General features: G+C 68.1%; 18 protein-coding genes and 1 pseudogene. 7 read left to right on the forward strand and 12 right to left on the reverse strand.

Going from position 1 to position 13303, the window contains the following annotated elements:
• Positions 1–3: 3 nt before the first annotated feature.
• The 3 genes from ACFY1H_RS33170 to ACFY1H_RS33180 are packed head-to-tail and all read left to right on the forward strand — an operon-like array spanning position 4 to position 2927.
• Positions 4–861: a carbohydrate ABC transporter permease gene (locus ACFY1H_RS33170; RefSeq protein ID WP_386953059.1), complete on the forward strand. Its 858-nt coding sequence runs from the start codon at positions 4–6 to the stop codon at positions 859–861.
• Between the two features lie 27 nt (positions 862–888).
• On the forward strand, positions 889–2043 hold the full coding sequence (locus tag ACFY1H_RS33175) for an ROK family protein (protein WP_386953062.1): 1155 nt from the start codon (positions 889–891) through the stop codon (positions 2041–2043).
• On the forward strand, positions 2040–2927 hold the full coding sequence (locus ACFY1H_RS33180) for a Gfo/Idh/MocA family protein (protein WP_386953026.1): 888 nt from the start codon (positions 2040–2042) through the stop codon (positions 2925–2927). The genes ACFY1H_RS33175 and ACFY1H_RS33180 overlap by 4 nt, the downstream gene beginning before the upstream one ends.
• Positions 2928–3826: 899 nt before the next feature.
• On the opposite strand, the gene ACFY1H_RS33185 is transcribed toward ACFY1H_RS33180, so the two are convergent.
• On the reverse strand, positions 3827–4267 hold the full coding sequence (locus ACFY1H_RS33185; RefSeq protein ID WP_386953029.1) for an ATP-binding protein: 441 nt from the start codon (positions 4265–4267) through the stop codon (positions 3827–3829).
• Positions 4268–4370: 103 nt separating this feature from the next.
• Entirely contained in the window at positions 4371–4745 is a 375-nt protein-coding gene (locus tag ACFY1H_RS33190; protein ID WP_366585013.1) for an STAS domain-containing protein, read from the reverse strand.
• Positions 4746–5083: 338 nt separating this feature from the next.
• On the opposite strand from ACFY1H_RS33190, the gene ACFY1H_RS33195 reads away from it, so the two are divergent.
• Positions 5084–5320 carry a hypothetical protein gene (locus ACFY1H_RS33195; protein WP_366585015.1) on the forward strand — a complete coding sequence of 79 codons (237 nt, stop codon included), beginning with the start codon at positions 5084–5086 and terminating at the stop codon, positions 5318–5320.
• A 382-nt stretch (positions 5321–5702) separates the two neighbouring features.
• Here the strand turns inward: ACFY1H_RS33195 and ACFY1H_RS33200 are convergent, their stop codons facing one another.
• Together ACFY1H_RS33200 and ACFY1H_RS33205 are read right to left on the reverse strand one after the other, a co-directional pair.
• Positions 5703–6053, reverse strand: a complete 351-nt coding sequence (locus tag ACFY1H_RS33200) for a dienelactone hydrolase family protein (RefSeq protein WP_386953033.1) — start codon at positions 6051–6053, stop codon at positions 5703–5705.
• Positions 6054–7498: 1445 nt separating this feature from the next.
• Positions 7499–7825 carry an ANTAR domain-containing protein gene (locus tag ACFY1H_RS33205; RefSeq protein ID WP_366585019.1) on the reverse strand — a complete coding sequence of 109 codons (327 nt, stop codon included), beginning with the start codon at positions 7823–7825 and terminating at the stop codon, positions 7499–7501.
• 157 nt (positions 7826–7982) lie between these two features.
• Here ACFY1H_RS33205 and ACFY1H_RS33210 point away from each other — a divergent pair, with 157 nt between their 5' ends.
• Positions 7983–8210: a DUF2188 domain-containing protein gene (locus tag ACFY1H_RS33210; protein ID WP_366585021.1), complete on the forward strand. Its 228-nt coding sequence runs from the start codon at positions 7983–7985 to the stop codon at positions 8208–8210.
• 34 nt (positions 8211–8244) lie between these two features.
• Here the strand turns inward: ACFY1H_RS33210 and ACFY1H_RS33215 are convergent, their stop codons facing one another.
• From ACFY1H_RS33215 to ACFY1H_RS33240, 6 genes and pseudogenes are all read right to left on the reverse strand, one after another.
• Positions 8245–8382, reverse strand: coding sequence for a hypothetical protein (locus tag ACFY1H_RS33215; RefSeq protein WP_366585023.1), 138 nt, complete (start codon positions 8380–8382; stop codon positions 8245–8247).
• A 172-nt stretch (positions 8383–8554) separates the two neighbouring features.
• Positions 8555–9103 (reverse strand): peptidase inhibitor family I36 protein, encoded by a 549-nt coding sequence (locus ACFY1H_RS33220; protein ID WP_366585025.1) that lies wholly within the window; start codon positions 9101–9103, stop codon positions 8555–8557.
• A 357-nt stretch (positions 9104–9460) separates the two neighbouring features.
• On the reverse strand, positions 9461–9790 hold the full coding sequence (locus ACFY1H_RS33225) for a hypothetical protein (RefSeq protein ID WP_366585112.1): 330 nt from the start codon (positions 9788–9790) through the stop codon (positions 9461–9463).
• A gap of 100 nt (positions 9791–9890) precedes the next feature.
• Positions 9891–9953, reverse strand: a pseudogene (locus tag ACFY1H_RS33230) (hypothetical protein); the annotation flags it as partial.
• Positions 9950–10156, reverse strand: a complete 207-nt coding sequence (locus ACFY1H_RS33235; RefSeq protein ID WP_386953065.1) for an alpha/beta hydrolase — start codon at positions 10154–10156, stop codon at positions 9950–9952. The pseudogene ACFY1H_RS33230 and the gene ACFY1H_RS33235, both read right to left, overlap by 4 nt.
• 414 nt (positions 10157–10570) lie before the next feature.
• Positions 10571–10903, reverse strand: coding sequence for a plasmid stabilization protein (locus ACFY1H_RS33240; protein WP_366585027.1), 333 nt, complete (start codon positions 10901–10903; stop codon positions 10571–10573).
• A gap of 533 nt (positions 10904–11436) precedes the next feature.
• On the opposite strand from ACFY1H_RS33240, the gene ACFY1H_RS33245 reads away from it, so the two are divergent.
• Together ACFY1H_RS33245 and ACFY1H_RS33250 are read left to right on the forward strand one after the other, a co-directional pair.
• Positions 11437–11781 carry a hypothetical protein gene (locus tag ACFY1H_RS33245; RefSeq protein WP_386953039.1) on the forward strand — a complete coding sequence of 115 codons (345 nt, stop codon included), beginning with the start codon at positions 11437–11439 and terminating at the stop codon, positions 11779–11781.
• A complete protein-coding gene (locus ACFY1H_RS33250; protein ID WP_366585033.1) occupies positions 11771–12085 on the forward strand; it encodes an ANTAR domain-containing protein in 315 nt (104 codons plus the stop codon). The genes ACFY1H_RS33245 and ACFY1H_RS33250 overlap by 11 nt, the downstream gene beginning before the upstream one ends.
• Positions 12086–12119: 34 nt before the next feature.
• Here the strand turns inward: ACFY1H_RS33250 and ACFY1H_RS33255 are convergent, their stop codons facing one another.
• Together ACFY1H_RS33255 and ACFY1H_RS33260 are read right to left on the reverse strand one after the other, a co-directional pair.
• A complete protein-coding gene (locus tag ACFY1H_RS33255; RefSeq protein ID WP_386953042.1) occupies positions 12120–12803 on the reverse strand; it encodes a DUF6766 family protein in 684 nt (227 codons plus the stop codon).
• A gap of 82 nt (positions 12804–12885) precedes the next feature.
• The coding region (locus ACFY1H_RS33260; protein ID WP_386953045.1) for a hypothetical protein at positions 12886–13303 on the reverse strand (418 nt) is incomplete at its 5' end.

Raw genomic sequence — 13303 nt, forward strand, 5'->3', positions numbered from 1 at the left:
CGGATGACTTTCGAGAACCGGCTGTTCGGGATTCTCCGCTGGGTGACGATCGTGTTCCTCGCGATCGTGACGTTGTTCCCCTTCTACTACATGGTCTTGCTCTCGGTGCGCTCGCAGGACTCGCTGTTGCGGAACCCGGGCGACATCCTGCCGAAGCTCTCGGACTTCACCGTGTCCACCTATTCCACAGTGCTCAAGTCGGTGGCCTCCGGGGGCGACGGGTTGCTGAGCCTGCTCGGCAACTCGGCGCTGGTGGCGCTCGGCACGGTCGTCGTCACCCTGGCGCTGTCGCTGCCGGGTGCGTACGCGGCCAGCCGCCTGCGCTTCGCCGGACGGAAGCAGGTGCACTTCCTGTTCTTGGCGGTCTACCTGTTTCCGTCTATCCTTTTGGCGATCCCGCTGTTCGTGATCTTCAGCAAGGCGGGCCTGCGCGACTCTCTGGTGGGGCTCTTGGTGGTGTACGTGGCTCAGGCACTGCCTGTGTCGATCTACATGCTCCGCAACTACCTCACCACCATCCCGGAGAGCATCGAGGAAGCGGCCGCGATCGACGGCAATGGACGGCTGGGCACGATGTGGCGGGTGACGCTGCCGCTGGCGGCGCCGTCGATCGTGGCCACTGGTCTGTACGTCTTCATGATCGCGTGGAACGAGTTCCTCTTCGCGTTGCTGTTCCTGGTCGAGGACCGCTCGAAGTGGACGGTGTCACTGGGCCTGTCCCAGCTGGCCGGGGGCCTCGAGGTGCCGAAAACGGTGTTGATGGCCGGCTCGGTGGTGCTCACGATCCCGATCGTGATCCTGTTCTTCGCGGCGGAGCGGTTGCTCGCCGAAGGTCTCACCAGCGGCGCGGAAAAGGGGTAGAAGATCATTACAGTCGCACCGGTGACGATGTCTTCCGGCTACCTGCTCTGGTTGGTCCGCACGGGCAAGGCACGTACTCGCGCCGACCTGCAACAGCAGACGGGCTTGTCGCGCTCGACCGTGCAGCAGCGCCTGAAGCCGTTGTTCGACCGCGGTTACCTGCGTTCCCACGGCACCGAGGACTCCACCGGCGGCCGGCCGTCGGTCCTGCTTGAGTTCACCGACGACGGGGTCGTGCTGGTCGCCGACCTGGACACCGCGGACGCCCGCCTCGCCGTCGTCGACCTCGACGGCCGCCGGCTTGCGCAGGAGCGGATCGACCTGGAGGTGGCGACCGGCCCGGTTCCCGTTCTCGACACGCTCGACGTCCGGTTCCGCGCGCTGCTCGAACAGGCGGGCCGACCGCAGGGACATGTGCGGGGGATCGGCGTCGGCGTACCCGGGCCGGTGGAGTTCGAGACCGGCACCGTGCGCCAGCCCCCGATCATGCCGGGCTGGGACGGCTACTCCATCGCCGACCACCTCGCCGGCCGCTGGGACGTCCCGGTCCTGGTGGACAACGACGCGAACATCATGGCTCTGGGGGAGCACACCCAGCACTACCCGAACTCGTCGCCCCTGGTCCTGGTCAAGATTTCGGCCGGCATCGGGTCGGGGCTCGTCTTCAACGGCGGTCTGCTGCGCGGGGTCGACGGCGGGGCCGGTGACATCGGGCACATCCGGCTGCCCGGGCACGACGACGCCGTGTGCATGTGCGGTTCCCGCGGCTGCCTCGCGGCAGTGGCGAGTGGGGGAGCGCTGGCGCGCCGGCTCACCGAACGCGGCGTGCCGACGCGGTCGAGCCGCGAGCTGGCCGCGCACCTCGCCGCCGGACGGCCGGAGGCCGTCGAGCTCGCCCGCGAGGCCGGCCGACTCGTCGGCGAGGTGCTGACCACGGTCGTGTGCATGGTGAACCCGGAGGTGCTGGTCATCGCGGGCGACCTCGCCGACACGCACTTCGTCACCGGCGTCCGCGAGGTCATCTACCAGAAGGCGCTGCCCCGGGCGACGCGGCACCTTCAGGTGACCAGCACGGGCCTCGGGGACCTGGCCGGCCTGCACGGCGCGCAGGCGATGGTGCTCGACGCCGCGTATGCCCCGGACGTGGTCGACGAGCGGCTGGACAGGGAAGGCGCGTCGTGATCGGCGAACCTGTCCGCGTCGGACTGGTCGGAGCGGGACCGTGGGCACACACCATGCACGCCCCGACGTTCGCGGCCGGACCCGAAACCACGCTCACCGCGGTGTATGCGCGCCGGGCAGAAGCAGCGGCCGAACTCGCCCGGCAACACGGTGCCACCGCGACGACCGATTTCGACGAACTCCTGGGGATGTGCGAGGCGGTCGCGTTCGCCGTGCGCCCCGACATCCAGGCCGACCTGGCTCGCCGGGCGGCCCGTGCCGGGAAGGCCGTGCTGCTGGAGAAGCCCGTCGCGCTGACCCTGCCGGCCGCGCGGGAACTCGCAGAAACCATCGAGGACGCCGGCGTGGTGAGCCAGCTGGTGCTCACCAAGCGGTACCTCCCCGAAACCCGCCAGTTCCTCCACCGGGCCAAGGCGTTCGACGCCGTCGGCGCCCGCTCGTGTTACCTGCACGGCGCGTTCCTGGGTGGGGACCTGGCGACGGGCTGGCGCCTGGAGTTCGGTGCGTTGCCCGACCTCGGCCCGCACCTGCTCGACCTGCTCGAAACCACGCTTGGCACCATTCGCGGGATCCGGGCGGCCGGGGACTCGACCCGGTGGATCGAGCTGACCTGCGAGCACGAGAGCGGCGCGGTCAGCCAGGCCTCCCTCTCCGGAGCGATCGGGCTCGACCGCGTCCGGACGACCGTCGAGCTGTTCGGCCCCAACGGGGCTTTGGGCTACGACACTTCAGCGATCGATCACACCCAGGCGTGGCCGATCCTGCGGGCCGAGTTCGCGGCCGCCGTGCGGATGGGACGCGCCCACGAGCTGGACGTGTGGCGGGGGGTCCGGCTCCAGGAGCTGATCACTCGGGCCACCGAATCACTGCGCGTCGGCTTCTGACCGCCGGCGTCACGGATTCACCAACTGAGGAGGCTTATCGTTGCGGCGAGCATCCTCGATGTTCGTCGACGGGTGTGGTGAAGGAGAGCGCAACGCCGACGACCGCGGCCAGGGCCGCTGGCACCGTGGCGCCACGCCGACAGGCGTTCGGTGATTCCGGTGTGCAATGCGCGGCTGCCTCGGTCGTCAGCGCCGCCGGACGAGCTGGCACGGGTCGTCCACTTCGGACAGCGCAGTGAATTCGACGGGGATCTGCCGGAGTTCATCGGCTGCGAGCTCGCGGCGTTCATCGTGTGGGGATGGATTGCCTACAAAAGCGGCGGCTGGTGGGACGCCGTCGGACAATGGCTCGGTGCGGTCGGATCTCCCGCCGCCGACGCCGCGGCCGTGGCCGGTAGTAGGCATTTCTGCGCGCAGACCGATCACGGCTGCGCCTCGGCGCAGTGCCGAAAAGCCTCCCGGAGGCCGGGGTCATCACCGCCGGGGCAGGTAGACCGACGCGCGACTCACCCGTTCGACGGCGCCAGGGTTGGCGGAACGGGCCCGATGACCCGTAGTTTTGGGGACCGCGGGCCCGCACTGCGGCGATGCCACGCGGGTTCGGTGCGCGGGCGTAGTTGTAGGTGGCTTGCAGCAGCTCGGTATCGGCGCTGTTCTGCCCGTCAGGCTGGTCTGGTGGCTGGAGTTGTCGTAGCCATCGGTTTGGCTGCCGGTTCCGGCCAGGTGGTGTTGGTACGGCGGTCGGCGTTGTCATAGCCGGCGAGACCGTCTAGCGCGGGCAGAGTGGGTGGGCTGGTAGAAGTCTTCGGCGCCGGTGGTGGTCTCGCCCGGACGGCCCGCGGCTCAGCCGCCAGGTGTGTGGTACGCCGGGCTCGGCGGTGACTGTGGGCTGCACGGGGTCAGCTCGTGTCGAGACTCTCGGGCAGTGTCAGGTACCAGGTCATGGTCACGGTGGTGCCCACGTCGGTGGGAGCGAGGATGGTGTGGTCGGCGAGAGCGCGCATGATGCTGAGGCCCCGTCCGTACAGCTGGCCGGGGTCTGTGGAGGGTGGTTGCCAGCGGCCGTCGTCGGTGACGGTGATCCGGATCAGGTCATCCTGGTGGTGGGCGTGCAACTCGACGGCGCCGGCGATGCTGGAGGGGTAGGCGTGGCTTGCCGTGTTGATCAGCGCCTCGTAAGTGGCGAGTTCGACGTCGTGGGCGAGATCTCCCGTGAGGTCGTGGGCGCTGAGCCATTCTGCCAGGGCGTACCGCATGAGCGTCGCGTCGTCGGCGTGGGCGGGTCGTCGCATCGACAACTCGGAGTTCGCTGCAGCAGCGCGGTTGCCGGTCGGAGACATGGGCACCACCTCACGCGGTCGTGATGGAGCTGCTGGGGCCGTGCCTGCGGCATACCCGCACCCGGCCCAGGTATACACCCCGCCCTGGGTGGCGCCGAGCGGGTCAGATGTCGTCTGCGGCTAGAGCCTCGGCCACTGACGAGTACAGGGCGAACCCCTGGTCGAGGCCGACCAACCGCAAGGTGCGGTCCAGATAGCGCTTGACCGCCAGGCACAGCCTGGTGCGCTCGCCGGCGGCTTGGCGTCCCTCGCACAGGGCTGCGAGCGCCATCGAGGCGAAGAAGTCGACCGAGGTCAGGTCGACCACCAGAACGTCGGGTGTGGTTTTCAGGGCCTCGCGGATTGCTCCCTCAAGCAGGGGCGTGGTGAGCGCGTCGAATTCGCCGCGTGCGGTGACCACAACAGCGGAACTCTCGTGATGCAGGCTGACGCACGTCTCGCCGGCGCCTGGGGCGGGGTGGCGATCGGATGCCTGCATTGCCCGATCGTCTCGCACTCAACGCTACGGTGCACCATCTGAGGGGAGACGAATGTTCACTCTCGTTTTCCGCTGTCACAACCGTTTCCTCTGGAAGCGATCCCGGTATCCACGCAGAAGCCCTCGCGCGGGATGTTAAACGTCGACGGTGACTTGATCGGCGAAGGCACTGGCTGTCGCGAAACGCGCGGTCGATCATCGAACAAGACTTGCGTGACGGCAGTGGAGGCCACCAACGGACCTTCGCCGCGCGTGGGCCCGCCGGTTCGAGGTGTCGAGTGACGGGATCCGGGTAGCCGAAATTTGAGGCTATCGGAAGCGAATCTCGAGGAGGAATCGTGGCCAGCAGCGAAACCGATCAGGTCACAGGTACACAGGACAAGGACTACAACATCATCTGGTTCGTGGAGGCGTGTCTGAGCAATGCGCTGCGAATGGAGTCCTACATCGCCGACGCCGACCGCGCGGGCGACCGCGAGCTGGCCGCCTTCTTCCGCCGGGCGCAGGAGGAAAGCCGGAAGGGTGCGGAGCAGGGCAAGAAGCTGCTCGCCCAGCGGCTCGGTGCCGCGGGCTGACTTCCGTGACTCCGCGCGTCCTGCACGGGGCCGGTCACCCAGCTGACCGCTCGATCACAGCCGCGACGGGCGAAGTGGTGATCATGATTGTTCTCCTCGCTGCCCTGCAGCGGTCACCTCGCGAAGAGTCGAGCGCGAGTCCGTCGCCGCGGAGGCGACAGCCACCGCAGCCAAGTCGGTGCGGGCCGCGCAGATCACGTCGTTCGCCTCGGGGAAAGGTGCGTCCGCGGCAACCACTCTCCCGCGCAGCGCGGCTCCGCTCTGTTCCAAACACCAGAGCGTGAAACTGCAGTCGGGCGCACGAATCCGGGCGTGCACTGGCACGGCCCCAGGCGTAGTCCGCTCGCTCAGGGCCGGCCACCGCGGCGTCACGTCTCGTCTCTCACACGGCGAAGGTGTGCCCGCCGCCTGCGAGGTGCCGGTCGAACCAGCCGACGGCCGCGTCGGCAACCTGTTCCAGCGCGCCGGCTTCTTCGAAGAGGTGCCCGGCTCCAGGAACCACCACCAGCTCGCGGTCACCGGACAACCGGGCTGCTGCGGCTTTGTTGAGTCTGCGCACGGTGCCGTCGTTTTCACCGACGATGAGCAGCACCGGGCAGCGCACGTCGTCCAGTGCGTCACCCGCCAGGTCCGGTCGGCCGCCCCGGCAGACCACCGCCCGCACCAGATCCGGCCGGGCGGCCGCCGCGCCCAGCGCCGCGGCCGCTCCCGTGCTGGCGCCGAACAGACCCACCGGGCAGGCGCGACCGCAGGGGCGCCGGCCAGTTTGTCCAGCGCCTGCAGTAACCGGTCACGCAGCATCCCGATGTCGAACCGGCGGCGGCCGCCGGCCGCCTCGGCGCGGTCCTCCTCCTGGCTCAGCAAGTCGAGCAACAGCGTCCCGAAGCGGTTGTCCTGCAACGTCCGGGCGACCGCCTGGTTGCGTGAGCTATGCCGCGAGCTTCCCGAGCCGTGCGCGAACACAACCACTCCGGTGGCATCGGCGGGGACTGTCAGATCGCCTTCGACCACGGATGTTTCGGTGTCTACTGTGAACGGTTCCGTCATGACCTTTTCCTGCTGTCGAACACCGGTCTTCCCGTGGCGCTCGGAAACGAAACCCGGGCGCGAGACCTTCTGCGCCGCGGCTGGGCTTGGCGACCGAAGCACATGTGGTCGGCGACAACGGTCCGCGGCAAGCCGAGGGGAGCGTCCAGCCGGTGGGGTTCTCCAGCATGATCAGCGGCGCATGCCGGGCCTGACGCAGTGCTTGAAGGCGCGTGCCGCAGATCGGTTCCTATCGATACTACGTCGGCGGTTTCGATTGCCGCATCGCTGCCCGTGGCTCCCATCGCGATAGTTATCTCGGCCGTCACGGGCGCTGGTGTGCCGCCGTCGCCCATCCTCGCGAACGAGCCTCGTCGCCCGCGTAAGTTGTCCACGGTGGCCAGACGGCCGGTCCTGTTCCAGGTTTTCGGCTGAGTCCGCGCCGACTCAACCCTGGCCAATGACCTCGAACGGGGGACCTCGTCCCCGAAGGCCACGTGCTAGGAGATGGGCCCGCCGGCAAGGCAGAGGCCGCAGCTCGATGCTCTCACCGGTGGTCTCGCGCGCCTCGACAAGCACCCCGAGTGCGGCTGAGGAGAAGAACTCTGACTTCGGTCAAGTCGGTCACCAGCACCGGCGGGGCCCCGACGGGGGCCTCGCGTCTCGCGAGCCGCAGCCGGGCGTGGTGTGCACGTCGAACTCGCCGCGCGCGCTCAGTACCAGCGCCGGTCCCTCGCGGCGCTGGCTGACGCTCGCCTGTACTCCGGGTGCGGGTGCGTCCCTCCGAGGTTCGGGTGGAACTCTGGCATGGTCCCGATTTTGGCGCAGCGGTCGCCGTGCTGCGCGGCAACAGCTCGCGGTCAGGACGTGCACCATGCCACGCTGCGCCAGCGAATTGCCCCACCCGCAGGAAGCTGACAACTACCCCGGGCAGATGGGCTTGGTGACCCGGGGTCTGGGAACCCCCGAGCCTGTAGCGCACGACCCTATGCGGGTGCGGTGCCGCGGGTAGCGCCCAAAGGCGTCTTCCGGATCGAGGATCTTGCCGTTTGCCGTGTTTCCTGTGGGGACGTGCTGGTAGGCCCTGGGTGGTGCGCTGGTGACAGGCCATTGTGTGGCCGGAAACTGACGTGTCCGCAGGTGGCCTCGCGGTCAAGGAGGGGCCGCGGGGCCACCGTGCGATTGTGTGGGCACGGTGGTGAGAAATTCGTCCAGCAACGCTTGTGCGACGTCGCGGAGCTTGACGTTGGTGTTCTGCGACAGCGTCACGAGCACGGCGAACGCCTCCTGCGGGTCGCAGCGGCGCTGGGCCATCAGCACGCCCTTGGCCTGCTCGATCACCCCTCGGGACTGCAGCGCCTCCCGAAGGTGCCGGTTCTCTTCCGCGATCACCGCCGCGGCGTCAACGCCGTCTGGCGCGTGCTGAGGAGCCGGTGCCGGCCAGCTGGTCCGCTCAGTCTGCGCGTCCACCAACGACATGGTTGCTCCCCTCGCTCCGCGGGCCTCCGATCTCTCTCGACATTCGAATGTACCCCTTGGGTGATCGGGTGAAACCGACGTTCCTGCTGGTGGAGGCCCGGGCATTCAGCATGAAAGTGGCGCGGCAAGTGCGTTCCGCGGACGGCGAGGATGGCTCGTGACGGGTGACGTCGAGAGCTCCTACGAGGCCGGCCAGTGGAAGACAAAGGTCGAGGGCAACCAGCAGGCTTCGCGCACCCTCGACTCGAAAGCCGAGGCGGTGGCCAATGGGCGCGAGATGGCGATCGAGCGCGGCGTGGAGCACTTCATCCGCAACATGGACGGCACGATCGCCGACCACCACACCTATCCGCGCAGCCGCGATCCCCGCAGCGTCCCCGGCTGACCGGCCACTGCCGCCGGTACCCGGTCGAGGCGGGTCAGCGGCCGGGCACCGCCATGCGCGTGCCGTGCAGACCAGCGAGCAGGTCACCGTGCTCGTCGACGCGGTGCGGCAGGTCGTTGGAGGTCAGCTCGGCCGATGTGCGGCAGGTGCGGGGGCTCGCAGACGAAGTCACTTCCGACTTTGGCTACGCTTCCGCGTCGCGCACTTGTGCGCGACGTCACCTCGATCTCATCGGCCTACCCGACGACATCGATTTCGTCACCGATGCGTGTACGCATCGGCCGAGACCGCTCAGCCCTGCCGGTTCCTTCGCTTTCCCGGCAAGGCTGAGCGGTCTCTGCGGTTTACAACGACCGGAACAGGTGGCTGGCGTTGTTGTTCAGCAGCTCGGGCACGAAGTTGCCCCAAGTGCCGGGGTAGTAGGTCATTTCGGCGCCGCCGTACCCGCTGTTGTAATACACCGTGACCTTGTACTTCGTGCGGTTCCACGCGGAGATGGCGTTGTTCTTGACGCAGGTGTTGATTCCCCGCCCGCTTCCCTTGAACTCGTAGCAGGTCGGCTGCGAGTCGCCGTAGTTCGAGATCGAGCCGGTGAAGTCCGACAACGACTCCGTCCGCTCGTTCCCCCAATAGAGGCAGAATTCCCCCACGTCACAGTGCCCGTCACGAGCCGCCGCATGAGCAGTGCTGACTGCTGTGGCCGCGAGAACGACGCTGGCCCCGACGGCCACCGAGGTCCGAGCAAGGACCTTTCCGATGTTCCTCAACAGAACCCTCCCCTGTTCGCTGAAATGTCCCCTGACGCTGGGGGACATACCTGCATTTTTGCGCAGTAAAGGCTGATTCGGGGAGGATCCGTCTAAAACAACCTGATCGGCCGTACTCCGGTACATCCTCGGTCTCACCTCAGAACCGGAAGGAGCACGATCCCGAGTGGGCGTGCGTCTGGGCCAACGACACGGCCAAGGCCGGCGGCGATCACGACGACATGCTGCCCCCAAGGTTCCGGTGCGACTGACCCATCACTTCGGCAGGGACCGGCCCGGACACCGGCCAGCTCATGGGCGCGATGACCGACATCCCGGCCCAGTAGGCACGCCGCCTGCTGGAAACCGCCGCCAACCCGTCACCTACACACCGCTGGACGTCCGGCATGGCATGCACGGGCCCCAGCCACATCGATCTGGATCCGGACTGCGGTGCATGGCGGACGTAGACGCTGAAGTTCGCCACGCATCAGGAGGTAGGGCTCATCCGGCCTGGTCGCGGCCCGGTTTGGTCGTGGGACGCCGGACGATTTGTTCGCCGCGGTTCATCGCTTCCCGGCCTTCGGGGATGTTCTGCATGATCCAGTTGTGGAACATGCCGGGGTACTCGGCGTAGTCCACGCCGATCTCTGTGTCGCGGGCGTGTGTGGTGAAGCGGCGGGCGTCGGCAGGAGGACGTCGCGGGTGCCGATGAACAAGCTGAACGGCCCGAGACCGGCCAGGTCTGCGTGCAGTGGGCTGATGGGGGTCGTGGGCGTCGGTGCCTTCGGCGTACATGCGGCCGGCTTCCCGGAGTCCCGTGATGCCGAGCATGGGGGTCGTGCTCGTCGAGCACGACGGAGATCGGGTCCTCCCGTGCGATGACGAGCCAGGGGGAGTAGAGCAGCACGCGCGCGGGCTGGGGGCGGTTTTCATCACGCAGTTTCTGAGCGATGGCGAGTGCCAGTGCTCCGCCGGCCGAATCGCCGGAAATCACCGTGTCTTCGGCTGCGTGGTGATCGGCGACGCGGGGTAGGTGGCGTAGACCATCGGCAGAGCCGCAGTGTGGTCGTGCCGGGGGACGAGGGCGTAGATCGGCAGGGTCACGGCACAGCCGAGGCGATCGACAAGGTCGGCAGCGTAGCGCCAGTGGTGCGTTTCGATCTCCTCGACGTATCCGCCGCCGTGCAGATGGACCACGTGCAGCAAGAAGCCGTTCCTTCCTGTGGTCGCAACGTCCAGCAGGCGAAACCTTCCGCCTCCCACCGTTGCACCGAACACGCGCGCCGGACCCGCCGGGGCGGCCGGGCCATTGACGGCCGCTGGTGTCGGTGCAGCCGGCGGTCCAGGGTGCGGGCGTCGTCGTAGAACCGTTTCTGCCCGGTGGCACGGAGGTAAGCCATGTACAGCTGTGCCTTGGCGCTGACCATGTCCCATGATTACGCCGGACGGGCGGTCGACCAACCGTCCGCGTCGGCACCGAGGCTGCTGGCCGCAGACAACGTCCGGTCCACGATGGCGCGGCCGCCTCCGTTCGACGACGGCGTTTGCGATGTCGCCGGCTCAGGCTTATCGAGTGGCGTCAAGGACACCGAGCTTCGGATCAGCTCGGGGTCAGCGACCCAACGCGTTCTCCAGCTCCTTCTTTGTCATGCTCGACCGGCCCTTGATGTTGCGTTTCTTCGCCTCGTTGTAGAGCTGGTCCTTGGTGGGCCCGCCCGGCCCCTGCCGGTTCCCGGAGCGATGTCCGCCTCGCTTCTGCGGGCTCTTGTCTCGGGTCGAGCTCTTGCTGGCTGACTCCGATTCGCCGGACTGGGCGCGGTTCTTGTTCACGGTCCTCGCTGCGATCTCCTCGGCGCGCTCGTTGCTGGCACCCCGGTTCTTCTGTGAGGACTTGATGTGCTTGTACTGGCGTTCGCGCTTCCCGCTCCAGCTCTGCTCCGGCATGACTCCTCCTTCTTTCTGGCCAGCAGATACCCGGGCTGACCAGGGCCGAAACAGCGTCCGAGGGCGACCCCGGTTGCGAGCAGTGTGGTCATTTGTCTTCCGCAGCTATTGTCAGCGCGGACGCGGCATCGGCGAAGCGAGCCAGCGCCCAGACCGCCGCGGCCCGAGCGTCTTCGTCGAGCTGATCGAGCACTTGCCGTCGTTCTCCGTCCGCGCGGTCCACGACTTGGCGGCCCTTGGCCGTCGGGGCCAGCAGGGTCTCGCGTTTGTTCAGCGGGTTCTGTGCCTTAGCCGCTGCAGCAGGTAGTCGCCGACGGGCTGAGCCGTGCCGGCTGATCGTCGTCGCGTCGCATCGCCTCTGCTCGATGCGCTCGTTGTCCCGCGATGAGCGGGGCGTGTGGACCGCCCGCACCGGCGACTTGCGTGTCCGCTGGACGCGGCCCCGGCGACGCCACTCCCGCCCGGCCTGCATCGCAGTTCTGCGCGCCCTCGCAGCGCAACGCTGGGCGTGCCAGGTTGCCCAGTGTCCGGTCTTGCCAACCGGCTGGTCGGTGGAACGACCCACCGCTGCATCGACCCGTGGTGCCTCGAAGCGCACACCGGGCGCGCCGCTACCGGCTCTCGCGCCCGCCACGCTCGAAGCCATCCGGACCGACCAGTGCGAAGACGGCTACGTCTACCGCTTCGCGCCCGACGATCGCCCGCTGGGGGAGGCCGAGGGGGCGTTCCTGCTGCGCGAGTCTTCATGGCGCTGGCTTCCCCAAGGTTTCGTCCACGCCCTCCTCCTCGAAATCGCCCCCGGCCGGCGGGTGACCGACCGGCGTGACGGGGCTGCGAGAGCGCCGGCAGTTGTGGAAGGATTTCCCGGTGAACCCTGATTCAGAGAGTGTGGACCAGGCAACCAAGGTTGAACAGCTGGAACAGGCCCTCGCCACGCGGCCGGTGATCGAGCAGGCCAAGGGCATGCTCATGGTGCTACGGAGCTGGCCTGAGGACGCGGCATTCGCTGCGTTGCGTGAGGCGTCGCAGCACACGAACGTGAAGCTCCACGACGTCGCCGAAGTGGTGGTCGCAGCCGGAGCCGGCGGCAAGGCAGCGGTGCCAGAGGAGACGACCGCCGCGGTGCTCGCCGAGCTCAAGGCCGCCGGTATCTGGGGTGCTGAGCACGCCGAGCGGGAGTGAACCCGGACATGTGAGGGGCGAGTCCGTCGCTGGCTCAGCCTGACTCGTCGGTCACGTGGTGTTCAGCGCCGACGGGTTTGGATTCGGGCGAGCCGCGCTGGCGGAGATAAACGCTGAAGATCGCCATGCAGCCGATGGCCAGGAACTCCGACTGCCAGTTCTGCAGGGTGCGGTTCCAGAAGTCGGCCGAGAGCACGTACTCGCCCCAGCTGACCGAGTCGCCGAAGTTGCTCAGCTGTTCCGCGTTGTAGGCGCTGACCCCGGCGATCGACTGGGCCAGCCACGAGAGCAGGAAGATCGAGCCCATGACCAGGCCGAGTGAGCGGGAGAACACCGCCGTGCGCCAGCCGCCCGCCCTCGCCCACCGAGGAGACCCGTCTTGGACGTGCCGGCCGAGCAGCTGGTCCCGGTCACTCTCGGGCCCGGCTTTGCGCAGAGCCTTCGACTCGGGGGAACCTCGCTGTACGAGCCACACGGTCGCGAAGACGTAGAGGAAGAACTGCAGGTACTCCGACTGCCAGTTCTCGGCGACGTCGACGGCGAACGACGAGGACCTGAGGTAGTCCACCAAGCCGACAGTTTGGGCCCCGTGGGCGAGCTGCTGGTCGTTGAAGTCGGCGAGGCCCGACCACGCCTGGCCGGCCAGGCTGAGCAGGAACAGCACTCCGAAAGCGAGCGAGAGGCCGTTGTTCCGGACGAAGGAACGGATCGTGGTCATCGGCCCAGCGCTCCGATCGCGATGAAATAGGCCAACCCGGCGACGACGAGCACCAGGTAGACGGCAAACACCGCGCGGGCCTTCATCGCCCGCCGACCGTGCAGTCGTAGACCTGCTCGTTGCGCGGATGGCAGCCGGCGCCGGTGACGCGCCAGCCGTCCGGGAACTCGTGCAGGAACAGGGTGTCCGCAGCTGAGCGCGCCTGAGCTTCGTCCCCCCACACAGACGCCGACACGACGGGTGCATGCGGCACCGCGGCCAGCACCGGCTGACACCCGGCTGACCCGAGCGCGTCCCGTGCTCGCGGCGCGAGCAACGCGCAGGCCTCGACGGCCGCGCCCGTGGCGGCTGCGGTGATGAACGCCTGTGCCGCGGCCTGGGCATCCGGGCTGCCGGCCGCACCACTGATGCGCCCCGAGTTCTGTGCAGGCTCTGATCTCAGGGAGGATGCAGAGCATGCCGGCACCGAAGAAGTACAGCGACGAGCTGCGTGAGCGGGC

It is taken from the genome of Amycolatopsis sp. NPDC001319, assembly GCF_042896185.1.
GTDB lineage: Bacteria > Actinomycetota > Actinomycetes > Mycobacteriales > Pseudonocardiaceae > Amycolatopsis.

Coding starts and splice junctions, on each gene's coding strand:
- ACFY1H_RS33170 (WP_386953059.1), top strand. CDS start 4: ATGACTTTCGAGAACCGGCTGTTCGGGATTCTCCGCTGGGTGACGATC.
- ACFY1H_RS33175 (WP_386953062.1), top strand. CDS start 889: ATGTCTTCCGGCTACCTGCTCTGGTTGGTCCGCACGGGCAAGGCACGT.
- ACFY1H_RS33185 (WP_386953029.1), bottom strand. CDS start 4,267: ATGTCTCCGACCGGCAACCGCGCTGCTGCAGCGAACTCCGAGTTGTCG.
- ACFY1H_RS33190 (WP_366585013.1), bottom strand. CDS start 4,745: ATGCAGGCATCCGATCGCCACCCCGCCCCAGGCGCCGGCGAGACGTGC.
- ACFY1H_RS33205 (WP_366585019.1), bottom strand. CDS start 7,825: ATGTCGTTGGTGGACGCGCAGACTGAGCGGACCAGCTGGCCGGCACCG.
- ACFY1H_RS33220 (WP_366585025.1), bottom strand. CDS start 9,103: ATGTACCGGAGTACGGCCGATCAGGTTGTTTTAGACGGATCCTCCCCG.
- ACFY1H_RS33225 (WP_366585112.1), bottom strand. CDS start 9,790: ATGCTCGGCATCACGGGACTCCGGGAAGCCGGCCGCATGTACGCCGAA.
- ACFY1H_RS33240 (WP_366585027.1), bottom strand. CDS start 10,903: ATGCCGGAGCAGAGCTGGAGCGGGAAGCGCGAACGCCAGTACAAGCAC.
- ACFY1H_RS33255 (WP_386953042.1), bottom strand. CDS start 12,803: ATGACCACGATCCGTTCCTTCGTCCGGAACAACGGCCTCTCGCTCGCT.